Raw genomic sequence first — 20,307 nt, forward strand, 5'->3', positions numbered from 1 at the left:
GACAGCGCCTGTCAACCAACCTCAGATCAGAACAAGAAAAGAGAACATGCCCAATGCCAATGCCATCGCGCGGCTAAACACCTTCCAGGCAAACGGCGTCGTCAAAAGAAATGCCAATAGTGCGCCCATGCCTGACCAGAATAGACAGACAAATAAGTTGAGCCCCGAAAAGGCAGAAGCGAGCCTCAAAGCCTCAAGCTGAGGTGGCAAATCAGATGCATAGGCAGAAGAGGCCGCCAACGCGACAGCCCAAACCTTGGGGTTGACCCACTGAAACAAGGCGGCTTCGATCACAGTAAACGGTCGATCCCGCGCTCCACCGCCGTCAGGTCTTGATGTCCAAAGGCCAAAGGCCATCCACATCATCCATGCCGCCGAAACCAGTTTAAGGCCCCATTCCAAAACCGGCCATTTCAGCAATAAGGCCCCAATCCCCAAAGCCGTTAATCCAGAGGTGATGCCAACTCCGATCACCACGCCCATTAGGTGAGGCACTGTGCGGCGAAACCCATAGCGGGCTCCTGACGCGGTCAAAAGGATGACATTCGGACCCGGAGTGAACAGCCCAAAAAAGACAAAGAGATATAGCGGATCAACCTGGGCAATCACGCTCAAATTAGTCACTATCTCTGCCCAAAAGGTCCGTTTTAGTCAAAGAAAACCCGGACTGAATCCATAGCCTTTCAAGTCGCTTTAACTCATCCCCCAAATGCGCGCCGATATAGGTGGGCATCAGATCGGTGGCATTGACTGGAAATGTGGCCAGCTCACCTTTTTCGATCTCATCGAACACCCCGGCGGACATAGGAATCTCCAACATCGCGGACCTCAGTAGGAGGATCGAGAGCGCAATATCGGCCCCTTGCCGATATGCCAGCGACGCGGCGGACTCAATGCTCTCAACTCCTTGACGGAGCAAAGCCAACAACCGGGTGTTCTTTTTGGAAAGCCGCAAAGCGTCGGACACGTTCTGTCCACCAAGGACCGCCAGACGACGGATTGGATCGTGTGACGCACCAAAGGCCTGCTCCAGATGCACAAGCGGCGCCAAAGCACGGTCGTCTGCTCCTATGACAACCTGGGCAAGCGCCCCACTTTGCCGCATGGACGCAACGGCTGGTGCCGGGTCATCTGCGGCAAGCAATTTAAGCATTTCAACGCCAAGTCTCTCTTTGGAAAGCGTCTCTATTCCAGCTGAATTTGCAGAAATTGCGGCCAAGGCCTCGGAATCCATGCCCAGCGCTGGATCGCCATACCAAGCCTGAAATCGAAAGTAGCGCAGAATGCGTAGATAGTCTTCCTGAATGCGTGCCTCGGCATCATCGATGAACCGTACGCGACGCTGTTCAAGATCGTCCATCCCGCCCAGTGGATCGATAATGGTGCCATCCGGCAACGCGTATAGCGCATTCATTGTGAAATCGCGCCTGCGTGCATCGTCGCTTACATCTGTGGAAAACGCGACCACGGCCCGACGCCCGTCTGTTTCGATATCCTTGCGGAAGGTCGTAATCTCGTGGGGAATCCCACCTGCCATCACAGTGACCGTGCCGTGTTCCACACCAGTCGGAATGGCGTGGAAACCTGCAGCAGAAGCCAGCTCAATAACAATGTTTGGCAGGGCATCTGTCGAAAGATCAATATCGTTCACGTCCACACCAAACAGCGCGTTACGTACACATCCACCCACGAACAACGCCTGAAACCCAGCACCTGTCAGCATCGCACAGACGTCTTGAGTGTGCGAATTGTCCAGCCAGGCGCCAGAAATGCGGGTCATGAGTTCATCCTTTCGGCCAGCCCGCGCAAAATTCGCGCCGTTGCCCCCCAGATGTAATAGGGTCCAACAGGTACCGTAAAGTAGGATCGTTTCTGTCCCATCCAACGGCGCGATTGGATTGAGAACCGCGCAGGGTCTGTCACATCAGACAATGGAACCGAAAACACCTCATCCACTTCACCGGGCTCTGGCACAATCTCAAACTTGTCTGTGATCAGGCCAAGAATAGGAGTCACGGTAAAGCTCGTCACTGTTTCATGCGTTGGCAACGCCCCCAGAACATCCACATGTGATGGAGGCAGACCGATTTCCTCATGTGCTTCGCGCAATGCGGCGGCCTCGACATCTGCGTCGACGTCATCTTGCTTGCCGCCCGGAAAGGCAATCTGACCCGGATGGTGCTTTAGATGAGATGCCCTCTTGGTCAGGATCACATGCAATCCGCCCGCGCGTTGTTCAAGCGGCACCAACACACCTGCGGGACGGAGTTTGCGGTTTTCAGGCAGCACCACATCCGGGTTCAGATCAAAATCAGACGACACCGCGCCGACACGGCCCAGCGCGTTCAATATGGGGGTGATTGGATCACCCCTCATTTGGCGGTCCCGGCGTCCTTGCCTACCGTGGCAGGGTCCAGATCATAGTGCGCACTGCAAAACTGACAATCGGCTGTCACGCGACCTTCGGGTGTCGTCATCGTCTGGATGTCTTTGGCCGAATAGATAGACAGGCTGTTTCGCACACGGTCCTCCGAGCACGTACAGCCAAAGGAGATGGGCTGAGTTTCAAAAACGCGAGGGCTTTCTTCGTGGAACAGCCGGACCAAAAGATCCGTGGGCGCCACAGATGGCCCGATCACTTCAAGTTCTTCAACTGTATCCAGCAGAATGTTCACGCGGTTCCAGTTTTCGCCTTCCTCTTCGTTCAACACATCCTGTGCCAATAGATGGCCGTCTCCACCGCTCCCGCCTTCTTCAGAGACATGCGGCGATGCCTTGGGCATATGTTGCAACATGATACCCCCTGCCCGCCAATGCTCCGCCACGCCGGGCTCCATCGATTTGCCAAATCGCAGGGCAAATCGCGTCGCCAGCTGTTCGGATTGTGCGAAATACGCCTCAGCGCAGGCTTTGAGCGATCCACCTGACAGCGCGGTGATGCCCTGATACGGTTTCATACCGTCACCCTGATCAATCAAAACCGCCAAATAGCCGCCTCCAACCTGGTCAAAAGGTGTGCCATCAGTCAGGCGAGTTTCATCAAAGCTAGCATAGGCACGAACGCGTGCAGGCTCACCCTCTTCAGTAGGACCGTAGTAATCCGTGGCAATCATGCGCACAGGGCCGTTCGACTGAACCTGTAGGGACAGCTTCCAACGCAATTTAATCGTCTGGCCAATCAAAGCCGTCAAAAGCGCCATTTCAGCGACCAGCGCCTCGACTGCAGGCGGATAGTTGTGTTGTTTCAGCACGCCATCCAGCACGCCGTCCAGTCGCGCAATACGTCCGCGAATGTCTGATTTATCGAGCTGAAACGGCATTACTGTGTCGTCCCAGGCAATTTTATTACCAAGTGTCATGAGGTTTTCCTAAAGGCCTTCACTTGCCATACCGCGACTATATAAGGGCAGCAAGCCGAACAAAAAGGGGGAGATACCGTGATCCGCAGATTTGGAGAGCCACCTCGCAATGACAAAAAGTACAAGCTTCGCCCCGGCGCCTATGCCGTTCTGACCCGCGGAGACCAAATGCTCATTACCTTTCAGGCTGCGCCGGATTTCGAGTTTCAGCTACCTGGTGGTGGAATTGATCCCGGTGAATCCCCGCTTATGGCACTGCATCGCGAGGTCTATGAAGAAACCGGCTGGACGATCGCACAACCGGTTCGCCTTGGCGCATTTCGCCGGTTTGTATTTATGCCAGAGTATGATCTTTGGGCGGAAAAGCTGTGCACTATTTATGCAGCGCACCCGGCATCCCGCCTTGGCCCACCGACCGAGCCCGGCCACACCGCAGTCTGGATGTCCGCACCCAAGGCGATCTCAGTTCTGGCCAATACTGGCGATCAGCATTTTGCAAGCTCAGTCTTGCCCTAGGTTTCCGGGCCACGAAATTCAAACAGCACACCAGACACATCGTCGGGAAACCCTGATCCCCCAGCGAATTCACCGAGCCGCCAGATCAGCTCTTCCAAAAGGGTATCAACGCTTTGCCTTGCCAGTGAAGACACCATATCTGCCAACCCGTCTTCGCCCAACATTTCCCCCGTTTCGTTCGGACACTCGGTGACCCCATCAGACAAGATCAACAATCGATCACCCGGCCCAAGTGTGGTTTCAAATGGTGTGAATTCTGCGCCGCTGATTAATCCCACAGGCAGGCCGCCCGGGCCGTCTTGCTCAATGGTCCCATCCGACCTCAGCACGACCGGATGCGGATGTCCGGCCTGAGCCATTTCAACGGACCCACTACGCAGGTCTATCACAGCGAGGAACATCGTGAAGTAAAGCTCGGTTTCAAGCTCATCCATGATGATATGGTTCAGCCGGGCAATGACCTCATGGGGAGGCAGATAGGTCTGGCTGCCATCTGCTGCCTTTTGCAAGGCCACGTTCTGGTCAACCGATGATGAAGACAAATACCCGGCAAGCCTTGCTGTCATCAAAGCCGAGCTAATACCATGACCCGAAACATCAATTGAAAACAGGCCAACGCAATGATCGTTCACCCGATACTGCCCAACCAGATCGCCCCCCACGTGCCCGCTTGAAAGCAATTCCAACGACACGGCGCCAGTTCCAAAATCAAGATACCGTTCGCGAACAAGAGATTGCTGCAGCTTTTTGGCTTCAATCAAATCTCTGTCCAGCGAGTCATACACGCGCTGAAGTTCATCCAATGTGTCCGAGATCATCCGGTTTTTATCCGTCAGTTCGCGCTGCATGCGCAGAATTCGTTCTCCGGCACTGATGCGTGCACGCAATTCGTGGGCGTTGACAGGCTTGGATACGAAGTCATCGGCACCGCCCTCAAGGCCCCGTACCATTTCCTCTTTTTCGCTTTTTGAAGTGAGGAGGATGAAATACCCATATTGATCCCCGGGCAGCGCACGAAAAGCCTGACAAAATTCGAGACCGTCCATTCCCGGCATAATCAGGTCGCTGAGAACCAAATCCGGCGGCGACTCGCGGCAGATCTTCAATGCCTGATCTCCAGTCTCTGCTTCCAGAACTTCGTATCCGTCGCGCGCCAAAGAGGCGCTTAGAATCCGGCGCTGCAGGCGACTGTCATCAACCAACAGCACCCGCCGCACAGCACCCTTCGGTACCTTTCTTGAATTAACAGAAGTCGCTTTTTGCACACCAAGCCTTTGCAAACCAAACTAAATAACAACCACTTCCGCCCTACCGCGCCTGTCTTAAAATTCGCTAAACAATAAAAATTGTCCCATGTCTCAAAAGCTCCCAAAAGGATTCTTAACTTTTTGCCATCAAGCTTGCGATGTTCGTTTTGATATCGCAGCAGGGAGAGCCGTCATGATCGACTGGAATAGGGTCAATGAGCTTCGTGATGAAATCGGACGCGATGACTTTGCAGAAGTTGTGGATTTGTTCCTTGAAGAGGTGGAACAAGTGATTGGAAAGCTGCGCGATGCACCGGATTTTGACACCCTGGGCGAAGATCTTCACTTTCTCAAAGGCAGCGCCCTAAACCTTGGGTTTCGGGGCTTTTCCATTTTGTGTCAGGCTGGCGAAACAGCCTCAGGGGAAGGCACAGCGCGCGCAGTCGACATTGGCCAAATCCTGAACATCTATGATCAGTCCAAGACAGAGTTTCAGAAAAACTTGGTTTTGTAAGGTCATTTACTCAATTAGGTCCTAAGCGCGCAAAAAATTTCCGACCCGAATCCATAGCTTTTCCGGGCCGCGTCAGTGTGCATCTTGCCCTGCGTATCAAAACCAGCTATCGCGCCTGCGATATACGTTTAAAGGGAACACGACATGTCCGCGCCCAAAAAAGTTGTTCTGGCCTACTCCGGTGGCCTTGATACTTCGATCATCCTGAAATGGTTGCAAACCGAATACGGTTGCGAAGTGGTCACTTTCACCGCTGACCTTGGTCAGGGCGAAGAGCTTGATCCAGCCCGCAAGAAAGCGGAAATGCTGGGCATCAAGCCAGAAAACATCCATATCGAAGACCTGCGCGAAGAATTTGTGCGCGACTTTGTGTTCCCGATGTTCCGCGCCAATGCAGTCTACGAAGGGCTTTACCTTTTGGGCACGTCGATTGCGCGCCCGCTGATTTCAAAGCGGTTGGTTGAACTGGCTGCTGAACATGATGCAGACGCGGTTTCCCACGGAGCAACAGGCAAGGGCAACGACCAGATTCGGTTTGAGCTGGCGGCCTATGCGTTGAACCCTGATATCAAGGTTATTGCGCCCTGGCGTGAATGGGACTTGGGGTCACGCACACGTTTGTTAGAGTTTGCCGAACAGCATCAAATTCCAGTTGCCAAGGACAAACGCGGCGAGGCGCCGTTCTCGGTCGATGCCAATTTGTTGCACACGTCGTCAGAAGGCAAAATTCTGGAAGACCCGGCGGAAGTCGCACCTGACTATGTATTCCAACGCACCGTCAGCCCGGAAGACGCCCCGGATACGCCAGAGTTTATTGAAATTGGATTTGAAAAGGGTGACGCGGTTTCGATCAATGGCGTGGCAATGTCCCCTGCTACGGTCCTGACTGAGCTGAATGAATATGGCCGCAAGCACGGCATTGGCCGCTTGGATCTTGTTGAGGGCCGCTATATCGGTATGAAGTCACGTGGCGTTTATGAAACACCGGGCGGTACCATCCTGTTGGACGCCCACCGAGGTATCGAATCGATCACCATGGATCGTGGTGCGATGCACCTCAAAGACGAACTGATGCCGAAGTATGCAGAACTGATTTACAACGGCTACTGGTTCAGCCCCGAACGTGAGATGCTACAAGCCGCCATCGATGCGAGCCAGGATCACGTCACCGGCACAGTACGCATGAAGCTGTACAAAGGTCTCGCTCGTACGGTTGGTCGCTCGTCGGATCACTCGTTGTATTCTGAAGAGCACGTGACGTTTGAGGATGACATGGGTGCATATGATCAGACCGATGCCGCCGGATTTATCCAGCTGAATGCACTGCGTCTCAAGCTGATTGCGATGCGCAACAAACGTGTGGCGAATTCGGGCAAATAACCGTTTTGTACAAAAGTTTTCGGCCCTTTGACCGGTTTGTACAAAAAATTTTGCTCCTGTAACGTCAACGTTGCCTTAACCATTGCGCCTCCGTACCGATCGGGGGCGCATTATTTTTTGGGAGAGAAAAATGCTTCAGCAGATCGTCGAGCGGATGCAAAAAGAACTTCAGACCAGAACCTTTGACGGGTCATTGAAATTCGATTGCGGCGACGATGGTGTCGTGGTCCTGACCAATGGCACGGCGACGGATGTGGACCAGGACACCGATTGCACCATCAAAATTTCCGAGGACAATCTGGTAAAACTGCTGACTGGCAAATTGAACCCGATGACCGGCGTGATGACCGGCAAGCTTAAGGTGTCCGGCGATATGGGCGTGGCGATGAAGCTGGGGCAGTTGTTGGGATAGCCCCAACCCAAACTCTAAATCTTCTCGGCTTTCATCTGCTCGTAAATCGGCAAGGCAGCCTCTAGAACGGGTGCCAGTTCTTCCGTCACCTCTGGCAATGGCCCTTCGGCGCCAGCAAATCCGGTGGAGCGCCAGACGGCGCCGTACCAGTGGGACGCCCAGACGCCGTCGTCCTTGTGGCCGCCTTTGGGCCAGTGCAGCATGTCGTCGGTAAATTCCAAATTCACTGCACCACAAAGCTTGCGAAGCATGCCCTCGGGGTCATCGCGGATATCGTGGCTGTCGATCACGATCGGAGTCTGGCCCCAGCTTTTCACAAGGTCGAACAGTTCCGCCTGTTGTGGAAAGCCGATATCCTCGAGCGTTGGGTTCTCGCGTTTGGCGGCATAGCTGGCAATCACCCGCGCGGGATGGCGGATCAGGAAGACATTTTTGACGTCCTTCATCCAGTCGCGCGGCACGCCGTCGATCATATGCTGGGTCATATGTTTCTGGTAATAATGCAGCTTTTGGGCTGGATTAGAGCCTGATAATGCCTTCGCGACAACCTGAGGATCGTGTGATTGGCTGGCCAAAATCTCGTCGCGCAACGGGTGGTCAATGCCAGTCAAAGACAGATATGCCGCATAAAAAGGTTCATCCACCACAGCGCAATCCGGACGGTTTCCAAAGGCATACATCATCGCGGTCGACAGGTTGCGCGGTCCGCTCCACATTGCGATTTTCATTGTCATCCCCTTGGGCAAATCAGCTTATTAAACGGACGCTAGTTGGCGAATGCGTCCTCGCCAAGAGGTAAAATATGCTCACCAAGCTGTGACATTCGATTACGGGCAATTGTGCTTGGGAAACGGGCGCGACAGGGTGGGTCAACATCGGAGGATTTACATGCGTTCTTTCATCAAAGCAAAACCTGTACTTCTTGGCGCCCTGATCGCCTTTGGCCTTTTCGCGCATGGATCGCGCGCGCAGGCCGCAACCGAGTCAATTGTGGTGGCTGGCGGATGCTTTTGGTGTGTCGAGAGCGACTTTGAAAGCGTCAAAGGGGTGAAATCAGCCGTCTCCGGATACACAGGTGGAACCACCAAGAACCCGACCTATAAGGATGTCACCAAGGGCGGGACCGGGCATTATGAAGCGGTAAAGATTACTTATGACCCAAATGTGGTGAGCACAGATCGATTGCTTCACATGTTCTTCCGCTCGGTCGATCCAACGGATGCTGGCGGTCAGTTTTGTGATCGCGGTGATAGTTATCGCACGGCGGTTTTCGTCTCTAACAAGGCCCAAAAGGCCTCTGCAGAGACAGCAAAGTCTGAGGCGCAAGCCGATTTGGGGCGCAAGATTGTAACGCCCATCCTGCCGTCTTCACGGTTCTATAAGGCCGAAGATTACCATCAGGACTATTACAAGGGCACCAAGATCGTGATCACGCGGTTCGGGCCAAAGCGCCAATCCGAAGCCTACAAGCGATATCGCAAAGCCTGTAAGCGGGACGCCAAAGTCAAATCGTTGTGGGGTTCAGCAGCACCGTTTGCGCATTAGTGGCGTTTTCTTAGAAAGAGGCGTCCTGAACCTCTTTGAGGTCTGGAATGACATCCGCCGTGCCGTGCCGCGTGACCATCAGCGCCGCCGCTCGCGTGGCCAGCCCGATTGCCTGGGCCATCGGCATTCCGCGATCCAAAGCCGCCAGCACATATCCGGTGAAGGTGTCGCCAGCACCCGTTGTGTCAACCGGCGTCACCGGCAAGGCCGGAAAATGCCGGATGTTTTCCGTTCTGTTTTCATAAAGCGTGCAACCCTGACTGCCTCGGGTCACAATCACTTGCTTTTCGTCCAGATCTTCTGGGGATTGGCCAGTGGCCTGCTCAAACTGCGTGGCCTCAATCGTGTTCAGGATCAAAAAATCCAGATAGGGCAAAACAGATTGCACAGCTTCGGCGTCAAAGGGGGCCGCCGCATAGGCAACAAACAGCCCCAAAGATCGTGCCATTTGGGCGGCGTAGGCCTGATTGTTGGTTTCGTTTTGGATCAGAAGCGTATCGCCGGGGGAAGCTTCGCTGAGGGCTGCGCCAATGGCCGCTTCGGTGATTTCAGCATTGGCGCCCGGTAAAAGGACAATGGCATTTTCGCCGACATCGTCGACGTTGATAATGGCGTGCCCTGTTGGGATACCCGGCAATACGGAAATATGTCTTGTGTCGACACCGTATTCCATCAGGCGCTCGATGGCCCATTTGCCATCATTTCCCACGGCCCCGATATGAATTGTGCGCGATGCCGCCCGGGCTGCAGCCACGGACATATTCGCGCCCTTTCCCCCCAGGCCGCGTAACCTTGAGCTGGCCGCGAGCGTTTCTCCCGCCTGAGGAAGGTGGGGCACGCGGTAGAACAGATCGGCGTTAATGGAGCCTAGGTTGTAGATTGCCATTGAGGGCCTCGGACAAAAAGAAACGGGCCGGACAAGTTTGCCCGACCCGCGTAAAACTTCAAGCTTTGTCGTGTCCCTAGCCGACTTTGCAAGCCGCCATGATCGCCATGTTCAGGATATCATTGGCGGTGGAGCCGGTGGAACAGATCTGAATCGAATGATCCACGCCGGACAGGATTGGTCCAATCACGGTGGCGTCGGCCATTTCCTGCATCAATTTGGTCGAGATCGAAGCCGAGTGGCGCGCGGGCACGACGAGAATGTTGGCAGGGCCAGTCAGGCGCTGGAATGGATAGGAGTCCTGGGCCTTGGTGTTCAGGGCCACATCGACGGTCATTTCACCTTCGTATTCAAAGTCAACTCCGCGACCATCCAATACCTGCGGTGCAAGATGCATTTTCTCGGCGCGCTCGGATACCGGGTATCCGAAGGTTGAGAAGCTGACAAAGGCGACGCGAGGCTCGAGCCCCATGTGACGGGCCACGCCCGCAGCGCGTTCTGCAATGTTGGCGAGATCATTCTCATCAGGCCATTCATGCACCAAGGTATCGGCAATCAGAACAATACGGCCGTTGTGCAAAAGGGCCGTAACCCCAACCGCGCCGTTTTCGGTGCTGGCATCGATCACATGGTTGATCAGTTGCAGAACATGGGCCGATTTGCGGGTGGCGCCCGTGACCAAGGCGTCGCCGTGGCCGTGTTGAAGCATCAGTGCTGCAAAGACGTGACGGTCACGCGCGGCCAGTTTGAACACATCGTGGCGGTCAAAACCTTTGCGTTGCAGGCGGTCATACATGAAATCTGTGTATGTCTCGAGGTAGCGCGTGTTTTTCGCATTCACGACCTCGATTTCGCGCACAGCATCCCCAAGACCTGCTGCTTCGAGCTTGGCTTTGACATCGGCCTCGCGACCCACAACCAACGCTTTGCCAAAGCCAGAACGCTGATAGTTGACGGCAGCTCGCAGCACGCGTGGATCATCACCCTCAGCGAAAATCATGCGGGATTGGGCGTTTCGGGCGCGCGCATTCAGTCCACGCAGGATCGACGCGGTTGGATCCATTCGCGACTTGAGGCTTTCTTCGTACCCATCAATGTCGATGATCGGGCGACGTGCAACGCCAGTGTCCATGCCCGCTTTGGCGACAGCGGGTGGAATGCGGTAGATCAGACGCGGGTCGAATGGTGTCGGGATGATGTAGTCGCGACCAAAGGACAGTTTGCGGCCGTACGCCATATCAACTTCGTCCGGCACGTCCTCGCGGGCCAGTTCGGCCAGTGCTTCGGCGCAGGCGATTTTCATTTCGTCGTTGATGGCGCGGGCGTGAATATCCAGCGCCCCACGGAAAAGGTATGGGAAACCCAAAACGTTGTTGACCTGGTTGGGATAATCCGAACGGCCCGTGGCCACGATGGCATCGGCGCGCACGGCGTGAGCCTCTTCCGGAGTGATTTCCGGGTCGGGGTTGGCCATGGCAAAGATCACCGGATCGTCGTTCATGCTGGCGACCATTTCAGGGGTCACGGCACCCTTGGCAGATACACCAAGGAACACATCCGCGCCCTTCATGGCGTCTTCCAAAGTACGCAGATCGGTTTTGACCGCGTGAGCAGATTTCCACTGGTTCATGCCTTCGGTGCGACCCTGATAGATCACACCCTTGGTGTCACAGGTGATGCAATTGTCGTGTTTCGCACCCATGGATTTCAGCAATTCGATACAGGCGATGCCGGCAGCGCCAGCGCCGTTCAGCACGATCTTGCAATCTTCGATCTTTTTGCCCGAGATGTGCAGCGCGTTGATCAGGCCGGCCGCACAAATCACGGCAGTGCCGTGCTGGTCGTCGTGAAAGACCGGAATGTCCATCTCTTCTTTGAGCCGCTGTTCGATGATAAAACATTCGGGCGCTTTGATATCTTCAAGGTTGATGCCGCCAAAGGTCGGGCCCATCAGGCGCACGGCCTGACAAAACGCATCGGGGTCTTCGGTGTCGAGTTCGATATCGATCGAGTTCACATCGGCAAAGCGTTTGAACAGGACGGCCTTGCCCTCCATCACGGGCTTACTGCCCAGCGCGCCAAGGTTGCCCAAGCCCAGAACCGCAGTGCCGTTTGAAATCACCGCCACAAGGTTGCCCTTGTTGGTATAATCGTAAACGGTCGCGGGATCGGCGGCGATGGCTTCGCATGGAACGGCCACACCCGGAGAGTAAGCCAGCGACAGGTCGCGTTGCGTTGTCATCGGCACAGTGGCCTTGATCTCAAACTTACCGGGGGTCGGCTCAAGATGGAACGCGAGCGCTTCTTCCGCGGTGACTTTGGTTTTGGCCATTTTGGGTTCTCCTGCGAATTCGTTTGCGCCTCTTAGCCTAAGGGCGTGATTGTCACAACAAAGAAGCACTTTCACCTTTCGCCAGTGGGTCAGGTTTTGCTAAGTCTTAAAGCCAGACCAGGGGGTTTTGATACGTGAACGCAGTTAAGCCAGCCGTCACGCCGATGATGGCGCAATATCTTGAGATCAAGGCCGAACATCCGGATGCCCTGTTGTTTTATCGGATGGGTGATTTCTACGAGATGTTCTTTGACGACGCGGTCGCGGCTGCCGAAGCGTTGGATATTGCCCTGACAAAACGCGGCAAACATGAAGGATCGGAAATCCCGATGTGCGGAGTGCCACATCATGCCGCCGAAGGGTATTTCCTGACGCTGATCCGCAAAGGGTTTCGCGTCGCGGTTTGCGAACAAATGGAAAGCCCCGCTGAAGCCAAAAAGCGTGGTTACAAGGCGGTGGTGCGACGTGAAGTTGTGCGGTTGGTGACGCCCGGCACGCTGACCGAAGATTCATTGCTCGATGCGCGCAAACATAACTTTTTGGCCGCTTTTGCCAATGTTAGAGACGAAGCAGCACTGGCATGGGCCGATATTTCCACCGGCGCGTTGCATGTGATGCCAATTACGCCCGTACGTTTGGGGCCAGAATTGGCACGGCTTGCACCCTCGGAGTTGTTGATTGCTGAAGGGTCAGAAAATGACCTGTCCGAAGTGGTTGAAGATATGGGTGTTCCAATGACGCCTATGTCACGCGGAGCGTTTGATTCCTCTTCTGCGGAAAAGCGTATCGCATCCCTGTTCAAAACATCCACGCTGGATGCGTTTGGAGCATTTTCACGCCCTGAGATTGGCGCGTTGGGTGCCATCGTTGATTATCTGGAGCTGACCCAAAAAGGAAAACTACCGCTTTTGCAACCACCGCTGCGCGAAGCCACCCAATCGGTGATGCAGATCGATGCAGCGACGCGCAGAAACCTTGAGTTGACACATGCCTTGTCCGGTGGGCGCGCCGGATCATTGCTCGCGACGATTGATCGCACGATTACCGCCGGTGGTGCGCGGCTGTTAGAGCGCCGCCTTGCTTCGCCGTCTCTTCGGTTGAGCACGGTTCACGACCGACTGGATTCGGTTGGCTATTTCTATGAACATCGCGGGTTGGCAGGCGAAATCCGCGCAAACCTCAGCCGTGTGCCCGACATGGATCGCGCCCTGTCGCGGCTTTCACTGGATCGGGGTGGTCCGCGTGACCTCGCCGCGATCCGAAATGCGCTGGGTCAGGCGCAAGAAATGGCGGCAGGATCCTATCCGGGCGACATGCCAACTGTTTTGAAGAATGCGCTGGGTGGACTCGAAGGTCACGATGATCTGCTCGAGTTGCTAGAACAGGCGCTTGTCGCTGAACCTCCGATGTTGGCGCGCGATGGTGGGTTTATTGCGCCAGGGTATAACCAGGACCTCGACGAAAGCCGCCAGTTGCGGGACGAAGGCCGGGGTGTAATCGCCGGGATGCAGGCCGGGTTTGCGGAACAGACTGGCATTCAATCGCTTAAGATCAAGCACAACAATGTGCTGGGGTATTTTGTAGAGACAACGGCGAAACACGCCGAGATTATGATGTCTGCGCCGCTGTCGGAAACCTTTATCCATCGTCAAACCACGGCCAATCAGGTGCGGTTTACCACCGTAGAGCTGAGCGAGCTGGAAACCAAGATTCTGAATGCCGGCAATCATGCCTTGGAGATTGAAAAGCGGCTCTATGACACCTTAAAGGGCGCAATTCTGGAGAAATCCGGTGAAGTTGTTGCAGCTGCCAAGGCGTTGGCCGAGTTTGATCTTGCCGCCGGATTGGCCGATCTTGCGATTGCTGAAAACTGGTGCCGGCCGGACGTCAACGAAAGCCGGGATTTCCACATCGAAGGTGGGCGTCACCCTGTGGTCGAGGCCGCGCTGCGCCAACAAGGTGGCGCGCCATTTATCGCCAACAACTGTGATCTCTCTGGGGGGGATGAAGCCAGCATTTGGTTGCTGACCGGCCCGAACATGGCGGGTAAATCGACCTTTCTGCGCCAAAACGCCTTGATCGCCTTGTTGGCGCAAATGGGGAGTTTTGTCCCTGCGAGCAAAGCCCGCATCGGGCTGGTGAGCCAATTGTTCAGCCGGGTTGGCGCGTCAGATGATCTGGCCCGCGGGCGGTCGACATTTATGGTCGAAATGGTCGAAACGGCCGCTATTCTTAATCAGGCGGATGATCGCGCATTGGTGATTTTTGATGAAATTGGGCGCGGTACAGCCACCTACGACGGGCTATCGATCGCTTGGGCCACGTTAGAACATTTGCACGACGTCAACAAATCCCGCGCGCTGTTTGCCACGCATTATCACGAAATGACGGCTCTGTCTGGTAACCTGGACGGCGTGGAAAATGCCACGGTTACGGTAAAGGAATGGGAAGGCGAAGTGATCTTTCTGCATGAGGTGCAAAAAGGCGCTGCTGATCGATCTTATGGTGTGCAAGTGGCGCAATTGGCGGGCTTGCCACCTGTCGTTGTTGAGCGGGCCCGCGTGGTTTTGGAAGCGCTGGAAAAAGGCGAGCGCGAGGGGCCTACGCAAAAGGCGTTGATTGATGATTTGCCGTTGTTTGCCGCGACCCCGACCCCGGCGCCGGTGGTCCAAAAAGGCCCGTCGCCAGTAGAAGACCTGTTGGAAAGCATTCACCCCGATGACCTGAGCCCACGCGAAGCCTTGCAGGCGCTATATGATCTGAAAGACAAGCTGGGCTAGTCACCAGCTGCCTGAAGATCCACCGCCGCTGGACGAGCCGCCGCCAAAAGACGACCCCGAGGAAGACGACGAGCTTTTGGAGATTTTCGGGATAGTTTTGCGGACGGACCACTGATCCTGACAATTATGGCATTGATAATCGATCCGCTTTGAGCCGGTTGAGGTGGTTGTTGCGGATTCCAGAATGGTCGTGTCGCCTTCGACAGTGCGATACCCACAAGACCGGCAGGCGCCATATTGGGAAAACCAAGCCTTGTAGCCCTCGATGGTGACGTGGTTACATGCCCGACAGTGCCAAACATCGTAGTCCACACTTTTCAGACGTTCTTCGGTAATCTGACCCTTTTGCAGATGGCTATCTTCCCACGCCTCGTCCAGACGAGTCATTTTGGAATTGTCGAGCGGACAGATACGCGGCTTGTTTCGCTTCCATCGGCGATACATCTGTACAGGAATCGCGAGAAACGGTGCTAGAATGGCAAAGATCCAGTTTCCGATCCAATCCAGAACCCTCTTGAGGGTGCCATAGGCTTTTTGCGCAGTGTTTGCGTCGTATTCGCCCGGCCAGCTTCCGGTTAGGTCGCGGATCACAGCGTCTACGCCATCCTCGATACCACCGGTAAAGTCACCTTCCTTAAACTTGGGCGTGATTTTCGTGTCGATGATGTTGCCCATCGGGACATTCTTGGCCGTTCCATAGCCAGAACCCACCTCGATCCGCATCCGCCGATCGTCTTTGGCGATCAACATCATGACGCCATCATTGCGATCTGCATTTCCGACACCCCAATAATTGAACAGGCCTGTTGCAAAGGGTTCAATCGGTCCAGTGTGGCCATAGTTGGTCATGCTGTTGATGGTGACCAATGTGAACTCAATTCCGCGTTCTTCGCGCAACTCGATCAGCTTGGCGCGAATGCGGTTCTCGTCTTGCTCACCCAGAATGGCGGCAAAATCGTTGATGTAGAGTTCGTTGTAATCCGGGTAATCCTGAGCCTGCGCCATACCTGTCAGGCCAGCCCCAAGAAGAACAATCAATGAAAGAATAAATGCGCGCAAAAGAAAAGGCTCCCTGTGTTTAGGGAGCCTTTTAACATTCTTAAGTCGGTCTGTTTAGCCCGGAGTGGAGGACACGCCCACCTGTGCAGGGCGCAGCAGACGATCATGCAGCATGAAGCCTTCAGCAGAGACCTGAATGATTTCGCCAGACTTCGTACCTGGAACCGGTGCTTCAAACATGGCTTCGTGGAACTGGGGGTCAAATTTGTCACCCACTTCTGGTGCAATCACTTCCATGCCGTGCTTGGTGAAGGTGCTGAGAAGCTGGCGCATGGTCAGCTCGATACCTTCGATCAACGCGGCCGATGCCGCCTTTTGTTCGTCGGTGATCGTTTCAACAGCACGTTTCATGTTGTCGTAAACCGGCAGCATATCGCGGGCCAGCTTTGAGCCGCCATATTGCTCGGCGTCCCGGCGTGCTCGTTCCCCGCGTTTGCGGGAATTTTCCGCATCCGCCAAGGCGCGCATGAATTTATCTTTGTAATCGTCACGCTCGGCGCGCAACGAATCCAGTTCAATTGCTTCGTCGTCCATCTCTTCCAGAGATTGTTCGAATTCTTCTGCCTCGGCTTCTGCGAGGTCATCCAGAAAATCGTTTTCTTTCGGCTCTGCCATGTCTTGTCCTCTAACCCCGGTCTGAAATCAACTTCCCGACCAGCTGTGCCGTGTAATCCACAATCGGCACGATCCGTCCATAGTTCAGGCGCTTGGGTCCGATGACCCCGACCGCGCCCACAATTTTTCGATCAGCGTTCATATAAGGGGAAACCACCAAAGAGGAACCCGAAAGTGAAAAAAGTTTGTTCTCAGAGCCAATAAAAATGCGCACACCGTCGCCATCTTCGGCCAGTTCAAGGAAATCGGCGATATCGCGCTTGCGTTCAAGGTCGTCAAACAAGGTGCGGATACGCTCGAGATCGTGTTCCTCTTCATCGGTTCCCAAAAGATTCGACCGGCCGCGCACAATCAGGCGTTCTTGTTGTTCGCCTTCGTCCGCCCAAAGGGCGAGTCCGTTTTCCACCATGTCGCGCGCCAGCGTATCAATTTCCTGCCGACGGAGTGCAATCTCCTCGCGGATCACGGTCTGAAGTTCAGACAGGGTGCGGCCTTCGATGATCGCATTGAGAAAGTTTGCCGCCTCGCGCAGTGAGCTGGGGGTTTGGCCCGCGGGCGGTGTAAACAAACGGTTTTCCACATGGCCATCAGCAAAGACAAGAACAACCAACGCCTGATTGCTGCTCAGGCTGACAAATTCGATATGTTTGATCGGTGCTTCGTGTTTTGGCGTCAAAACCAGAGACGCGCCGTGGGTCACACCGGAAAGGGCCGATCCGATGCGGTCCAGCATGCCGCCAACATCCGCCGCATTGTCGCCCAAGGTTGCGTCAATCTTTTGGCGATCCGTAACATCCGGGTCGGACACCTCGAGCAAACCATCGACAAACATCCGCAATCCGGCTTGCGTTGGAATTCGGCCCGCGCTGACATGGGGGCTATCCAGCAGGCCCAGAAATTCGAGGTCCTGCATGACATTGCGAATGGTCGCAGCCGACACTTGTTCAGATAAGGATCGGGTCAAGGTGCGCGAACCCACAGGATCACCGGTTTCAAGATAACCTTCGACCACGCGGCGAAACACTTCGCGCGAGCGGTCGTTCATTTCTTCTAAAAGGCGGGCGCTGTCACTCATGGGCACTCCTTGTCTCAGATGCCATTAAAGTGCGTGCGCGCAAAAGGTCAATCGGGGTTGCGTTTCGCCCTTGCGCCCTTGTATCCCCTTGGCCAAGCAAAAAAGGATATTCACCATGCGCCCCTCCGGAAGAGAATTGAATGAAATGCGCTCTGTTTCGATTGAAACAGGCGTTACGAAACATGCCGAAGGTTCGTGCATGATCAAGATGGGCGACACCCATGTTCTGTGTACCGCAACCATTGAAGACCGGGTTCCACCGTTTATCAAAGGTTCCGGTCTGGGTTGGGTGACGGCCGAATATGGTATGCTGCCGCGTTCGACCACATCGCGGATGCGCCGCGAGGCTGCCGCCGGAAAACAGGGTGGCCGTACAGTTGAAATTCAGCGCCTGATTGGCCGGTCTTTGCGGGCTGGTGTGGATCGTGTGGCTTTGGGTGAACGTCAGATCACTGTTGACTGTGATGTTATTCAGGCTGACGGCGGCACGCGTTGTGCATCAATCACCGGCGGCTGGGTTGCGCTGCGCCTTGCGGTGAACAAGCTGATGAAAGCAGGTGATGTGATTTCTGATCCGCTGGTTTCTCCTGTTGTCGCGGTATCCTGCGGTATTTACGCGGGCCAACCAGTTTTGGATTTGGACTACCCAGAGGATTCTGAGGCCGGCGTCGATGGTAATTTCATCATGCTCGGCAACAAGCAGATGATCGAAGTGCAGATGAGCGCCGAGGGATCAACCTATTCGCGCGATCAGATGAACCTGCTTATTGATCTAGCGGAAAAAGGCGTGGACGAGTTGGCGGTCGCACAATTGGCAGCCACCGCATGACCCGCAAGTTTTCGGGCGATATCCTTTTGGTGGCGACCCACAACAAAGGCAAGCTTGAGGAGATGGTGCATCTCCTCGAGCCCTTTGGCGTCAAGGTTGTTGGGGCGGGTGAAATGGATTTGCCCGAGCCTGAAGAAACCGAAGATACCTTTGTCGGCAATGCCCGGATCAAGGCGCATGCCGCAGCCAAGGCCACTGGATTGCCTGCTTTGTCCGATGATTCCGGGATCACAATTGATGCTCTGGATGGTGCGCCAGGTGTTTATACTGCGGATTGGGCCGAAACCGGAAATGGTCGGGATTTCATGATGGCGATGACCCGTGCCCATAACGAGCTTGAAGCCAAAAACGCCGACCATCCCCGTTTGGCACAGTTTCGCAGCACCTTGGTTTTGGCCTGGCCCGACGGGCATGACGAAGCTTTTGAAGGTATTGCACCCGGGCACCTGACCTGGCCCATTCGTGGCAAAGACGGGTTCGGATACGATCCAATGTTCGTGCCAGAAGGTTATGACATCACATTTGCTGAGATGGATCGTTGGGAAAAGAACAAGATCAGCCACCGTGGATTGGCCGTTCAAAAATTTGTAGCCGCCTGTTTTGGCTGAGGATTGGCAAAACGGAGGCTTTGGCCTCTATATCCATTGGCCGTTTTGTCAGGCCAAATGCCCCTACTGTGATTTCAACAGCCATGTTGCACGTGAAATTGATCAATCAAGGTGGCTTAGAGCCTATTTGTCCGAGTTGGACCGCGTTGCTGCCCAAACCCCAAATCGCGTTCTGAACACCGTATTCTTTGGAGGCGGAACCCCCAGCCTGATGCAGCCGGACGTTGTTGCATCTATTCTGGAACGCGTTCGCAGCCTTTGGCCGACATCCAATGACATGGAAGTCACGCTTGAAGCCAATCCCGGATCAGTTGAGGCTGGTCGGTTTTCTGGCTACCGGGATGGTGGGGTCAATCGCATCTCGATGGGTATTCAGGCGCTGAATGATCGGGACCTGCAGCGCCTTGGCCGCATTCACAGCGTTGCCGAGGCGCAGCAGGCCTTCGATATCGCCCGGAAAACATTTGATCGGGTGAGTTTTGATCTGATCTATGCCCGTCAGGATCAATCTCTTGCGGATTGGCGCGCCGAATTACGCGAGGCGACAGCAATGGCAATCGACCACCTGTCGCTTTATCAGCTAACCGTCGAGGAAGGCACAGCCTTTGGGGACCGTTACGCCGTTGGTAAACTACGCGGTTTGCCCGAAGATGATCTCGCCGCGGACATGTATGAAGAAACCCAGAATATCTGCGCCAAGGCGGGCCTTAATCCTTACGAGGTCTCGAATTACGCTGAGTTAGGCTCGGAATCTCGCCACAATCAGGTTTATTGGCGTTATGGAGATTACGCAGGAATTGGCCCCGGCGCACACGCCAGATTGACGTTTAATGGCAAACGACACGCGATCGAGACCTGGCGCAACCCGACCAAATGGCTTGCAGAGGCAGAAGCCGGAAATGGCGAGTCTTTGTGCGAGATCATTGAACGCGAAGACCAGGTAACCGAATTTTTGTTGATGGGCTTGCGGTTGAGCGACGGAATTGACCTGATACGTTACAAGACGCTCGCTGGTCAGGAGCTTGCAGGTACCAAAGTTGATGTTCTGCGTGAATTAGGTATGATAACACAAGAAAATCAAAGACTTAGAGCTCTTCCCAAAGGCAGAATGGTGTTGAACTCGGTCATTTCGGAATTGTTGTTGGGGTAA

The 20,307-nt window shown here is 54.8% G+C and carries 20 protein-coding genes; 9 read left to right on the top strand and 11 right to left on the bottom strand.

All coding sequences use genetic code 11. The annotated features are described in order from the left end of the window. Positions 1-21 precede the first annotated feature (21 nt). From BUC32_RS12805 to hslO, 4 genes are read right to left on the bottom strand one after another with little or no spacing between them, the layout of a single operon-like run. Positions 22-624, bottom strand: a complete 603-nt coding sequence (locus BUC32_RS12805; RefSeq protein ID WP_322788020.1) for a LysE family translocator — start codon at positions 622-624, stop codon at positions 22-24. Further along, entirely contained in the window at positions 617-1,780 is a 1,164-nt protein-coding gene (locus BUC32_RS12810) for a CCA tRNA nucleotidyltransferase (protein ID WP_073253391.1), read from the bottom strand. Before BUC32_RS12810 ends, BUC32_RS12805 begins: the two co-directional genes overlap by 8 nt. After that, the gene (locus BUC32_RS12815; protein ID WP_073253393.1) at positions 1,777-2,376 is read right to left on the bottom strand and encodes a CoA pyrophosphatase; all 600 of its coding nucleotides are present in this window, start codon (positions 2,374-2,376) and stop codon (positions 1,777-1,779) included. Before BUC32_RS12815 ends, BUC32_RS12810 begins: the two co-directional genes overlap by 4 nt. Then, complete coding sequence (gene hslO / locus BUC32_RS12820; RefSeq protein ID WP_073253396.1) at positions 2,373-3,359, bottom strand: Hsp33 family molecular chaperone HslO; 987 nt, start codon at positions 3,357-3,359, stop codon at positions 2,373-2,375. Before hslO ends, BUC32_RS12815 begins: the two co-directional genes overlap by 4 nt. A 78-nt stretch (positions 3,360-3,437) precedes the next feature. On the opposite strand from hslO, the gene BUC32_RS12825 reads away from it, so the two are divergent. Beyond that, entirely contained in the window at positions 3,438-3,875 is a 438-nt protein-coding gene (locus tag BUC32_RS12825) for an NUDIX hydrolase (RefSeq protein ID WP_073253399.1), read from the top strand. On the opposite strand, the gene BUC32_RS12830 is transcribed toward BUC32_RS12825, so the two are convergent. Further along, a complete protein-coding gene (locus BUC32_RS12830) occupies positions 3,872-5,092 on the bottom strand; it encodes a PP2C family protein-serine/threonine phosphatase (protein ID WP_073253402.1) in 1,221 nt (406 codons plus the stop codon). The genes BUC32_RS12825 and BUC32_RS12830 overlap by 4 nt on opposite strands. Before the next feature lie 223 nt (positions 5,093-5,315). Between BUC32_RS12830 and BUC32_RS12835 the strand changes: the two genes are divergently transcribed. The 3 genes from BUC32_RS12835 (at position 5,316) to BUC32_RS12845 (ending at position 7,428) form a co-directional block, all read left to right on the top strand. Further along, positions 5,316-5,636: an Hpt domain-containing protein gene (locus BUC32_RS12835; RefSeq protein WP_073253404.1), complete on the top strand. Its 321-nt coding sequence runs from the start codon at positions 5,316-5,318 to the stop codon at positions 5,634-5,636. 144 nt (positions 5,637-5,780) lie between these two features. Next, complete coding sequence (locus BUC32_RS12840) at positions 5,781-7,016, top strand: argininosuccinate synthase (RefSeq protein ID WP_073253407.1); 1,236 nt, start codon at positions 5,781-5,783, stop codon at positions 7,014-7,016. Between the two features lie 130 nt (positions 7,017-7,146). Further along, positions 7,147-7,428: an SCP2 sterol-binding domain-containing protein gene (locus BUC32_RS12845; protein WP_073253410.1), complete on the top strand. Its 282-nt coding sequence runs from the start codon at positions 7,147-7,149 to the stop codon at positions 7,426-7,428. A gap of 14 nt (positions 7,429-7,442) precedes the next feature. On the opposite strand, the gene BUC32_RS12850 is transcribed toward BUC32_RS12845, so the two are convergent. Next, positions 7,443-8,156 carry a sulfotransferase-like domain-containing protein gene (locus BUC32_RS12850; RefSeq protein WP_073253413.1) on the bottom strand — a complete coding sequence of 238 codons (714 nt, stop codon included), beginning with the start codon at positions 8,154-8,156 and terminating at the stop codon, positions 7,443-7,445. Positions 8,157-8,316: 160 nt separating this feature from the next. On the opposite strand from BUC32_RS12850, the gene msrA reads away from it, so the two are divergent. Beyond that, positions 8,317-8,973, top strand: a complete 657-nt coding sequence (gene msrA, locus BUC32_RS12855) for a peptide-methionine (S)-S-oxide reductase MsrA (protein ID WP_073253416.1) — start codon at positions 8,317-8,319, stop codon at positions 8,971-8,973. A 10-nt stretch (positions 8,974-8,983) separates the two neighbouring features. Here msrA and BUC32_RS12860 read toward each other — a convergent pair whose 3' ends face one another. Together BUC32_RS12860 and BUC32_RS12865 are read right to left on the bottom strand one after the other, a co-directional pair. Continuing rightward, on the bottom strand, positions 8,984-9,859 hold the full coding sequence (locus tag BUC32_RS12860) for a ribokinase (protein WP_073253418.1): 876 nt from the start codon (positions 9,857-9,859) through the stop codon (positions 8,984-8,986). Between the two features lie 76 nt (positions 9,860-9,935). Then, positions 9,936-12,191 carry an NADP-dependent malic enzyme gene (locus BUC32_RS12865; protein WP_073253421.1) on the bottom strand — a complete coding sequence of 752 codons (2,256 nt, stop codon included), beginning with the start codon at positions 12,189-12,191 and terminating at the stop codon, positions 9,936-9,938. 164 nt (positions 12,192-12,355) lie between these two features. Between BUC32_RS12865 and mutS the strand changes: the two genes are divergently transcribed. Continuing rightward, entirely contained in the window at positions 12,356-14,971 is a 2,616-nt protein-coding gene (mutS, locus tag BUC32_RS12870) for a DNA mismatch repair protein MutS (RefSeq protein WP_073253423.1), read from the top strand. Here the strand turns inward: mutS and BUC32_RS12875 are convergent, their stop codons facing one another. The 3 genes from BUC32_RS12875 to hrcA are packed head-to-tail and all read right to left on the bottom strand — an operon-like array spanning position 14,972 to position 17,720. Then, positions 14,972-16,030 (bottom strand): TPM domain-containing protein, encoded by a 1,059-nt coding sequence (locus tag BUC32_RS12875; RefSeq protein WP_073253426.1) that lies wholly within the window; start codon positions 16,028-16,030, stop codon positions 14,972-14,974. A 54-nt stretch (positions 16,031-16,084) separates the two neighbouring features. After that, positions 16,085-16,645, bottom strand: a complete 561-nt coding sequence (locus BUC32_RS12880) for a nucleotide exchange factor GrpE (RefSeq protein ID WP_073253429.1) — start codon at positions 16,643-16,645, stop codon at positions 16,085-16,087. Positions 16,646-16,655: 10 nt separating this feature from the next. Next, on the bottom strand, positions 16,656-17,720 hold the full coding sequence (hrcA, locus tag BUC32_RS12885; RefSeq protein WP_073253432.1) for a heat-inducible transcriptional repressor HrcA: 1,065 nt from the start codon (positions 17,718-17,720) through the stop codon (positions 16,656-16,658). A 115-nt stretch (positions 17,721-17,835) separates the two neighbouring features. On the opposite strand from hrcA, the gene rph reads away from it, so the two are divergent. The 3 genes from rph to hemW are packed head-to-tail and all read left to right on the top strand — an operon-like array spanning position 17,836 to position 20,307. Continuing rightward, positions 17,836-18,549: a ribonuclease PH gene (gene rph, locus BUC32_RS12890; RefSeq protein ID WP_073253435.1), complete on the top strand. Its 714-nt coding sequence runs from the start codon at positions 17,836-17,838 to the stop codon at positions 18,547-18,549. Then, positions 18,546-19,157 (top strand): RdgB/HAM1 family non-canonical purine NTP pyrophosphatase, encoded by a 612-nt coding sequence (rdgB, locus tag BUC32_RS12895; protein WP_073253438.1) that lies wholly within the window; start codon positions 18,546-18,548, stop codon positions 19,155-19,157. The genes rph and rdgB overlap by 4 nt, the downstream gene beginning before the upstream one ends. Further along, positions 19,150-20,307 carry a radical SAM family heme chaperone HemW gene (hemW, locus tag BUC32_RS12900; protein WP_073253441.1) on the top strand — a complete coding sequence of 386 codons (1,158 nt, stop codon included), beginning with the start codon at positions 19,150-19,152 and terminating at the stop codon, positions 20,305-20,307. Before rdgB ends, hemW begins: the two co-directional genes overlap by 8 nt.

This window comes from Shimia gijangensis, from assembly GCF_900142085.1.
Classification (GTDB): Bacteria; Pseudomonadota; Alphaproteobacteria; order Rhodobacterales; family Rhodobacteraceae; genus Shimia; species Shimia gijangensis.

Coding starts and splice junctions, on each gene's coding strand:
- BUC32_RS12810 (WP_073253391.1), bottom strand. CDS start 1,780: ATGACCCGCATTTCTGGCGCCTGGCTGGACAATTCGCACACTCAAGAC.
- BUC32_RS12815 (WP_073253393.1), bottom strand. CDS start 2,376: ATGAGGGGTGATCCAATCACCCCCATATTGAACGCGCTGGGCCGTGTC.
- hslO (WP_073253396.1), bottom strand. CDS start 3,359: ATGACACTTGGTAATAAAATTGCCTGGGACGACACAGTAATGCCGTTT.
- BUC32_RS12835 (WP_073253404.1), top strand. CDS start 5,316: ATGATCGACTGGAATAGGGTCAATGAGCTTCGTGATGAAATCGGACGC.
- BUC32_RS12840 (WP_073253407.1), top strand. CDS start 5,781: ATGTCCGCGCCCAAAAAAGTTGTTCTGGCCTACTCCGGTGGCCTTGAT.
- BUC32_RS12845 (WP_073253410.1), top strand. CDS start 7,147: ATGCTTCAGCAGATCGTCGAGCGGATGCAAAAAGAACTTCAGACCAGA.
- BUC32_RS12850 (WP_073253413.1), bottom strand. CDS start 8,156: ATGAAAATCGCAATGTGGAGCGGACCGCGCAACCTGTCGACCGCGATG.
- msrA (WP_073253416.1), top strand. CDS start 8,317: ATGCGTTCTTTCATCAAAGCAAAACCTGTACTTCTTGGCGCCCTGATC.
- BUC32_RS12860 (WP_073253418.1), bottom strand. CDS start 9,859: ATGGCAATCTACAACCTAGGCTCCATTAACGCCGATCTGTTCTACCGC.
- BUC32_RS12865 (WP_073253421.1), bottom strand. CDS start 12,191: ATGGCCAAAACCAAAGTCACCGCGGAAGAAGCGCTCGCGTTCCATCTT.
- mutS (WP_073253423.1), top strand. CDS start 12,356: ATGATGGCGCAATATCTTGAGATCAAGGCCGAACATCCGGATGCCCTG.
- BUC32_RS12880 (WP_073253429.1), bottom strand. CDS start 16,645: ATGGCAGAGCCGAAAGAAAACGATTTTCTGGATGACCTCGCAGAAGCC.
- hrcA (WP_073253432.1), bottom strand. CDS start 17,720: ATGAGTGACAGCGCCCGCCTTTTAGAAGAAATGAACGACCGCTCGCGC.
- rph (WP_073253435.1), top strand. CDS start 17,836: ATGCGCCCCTCCGGAAGAGAATTGAATGAAATGCGCTCTGTTTCGATT.
- rdgB (WP_073253438.1), top strand. CDS start 18,546: ATGACCCGCAAGTTTTCGGGCGATATCCTTTTGGTGGCGACCCACAAC.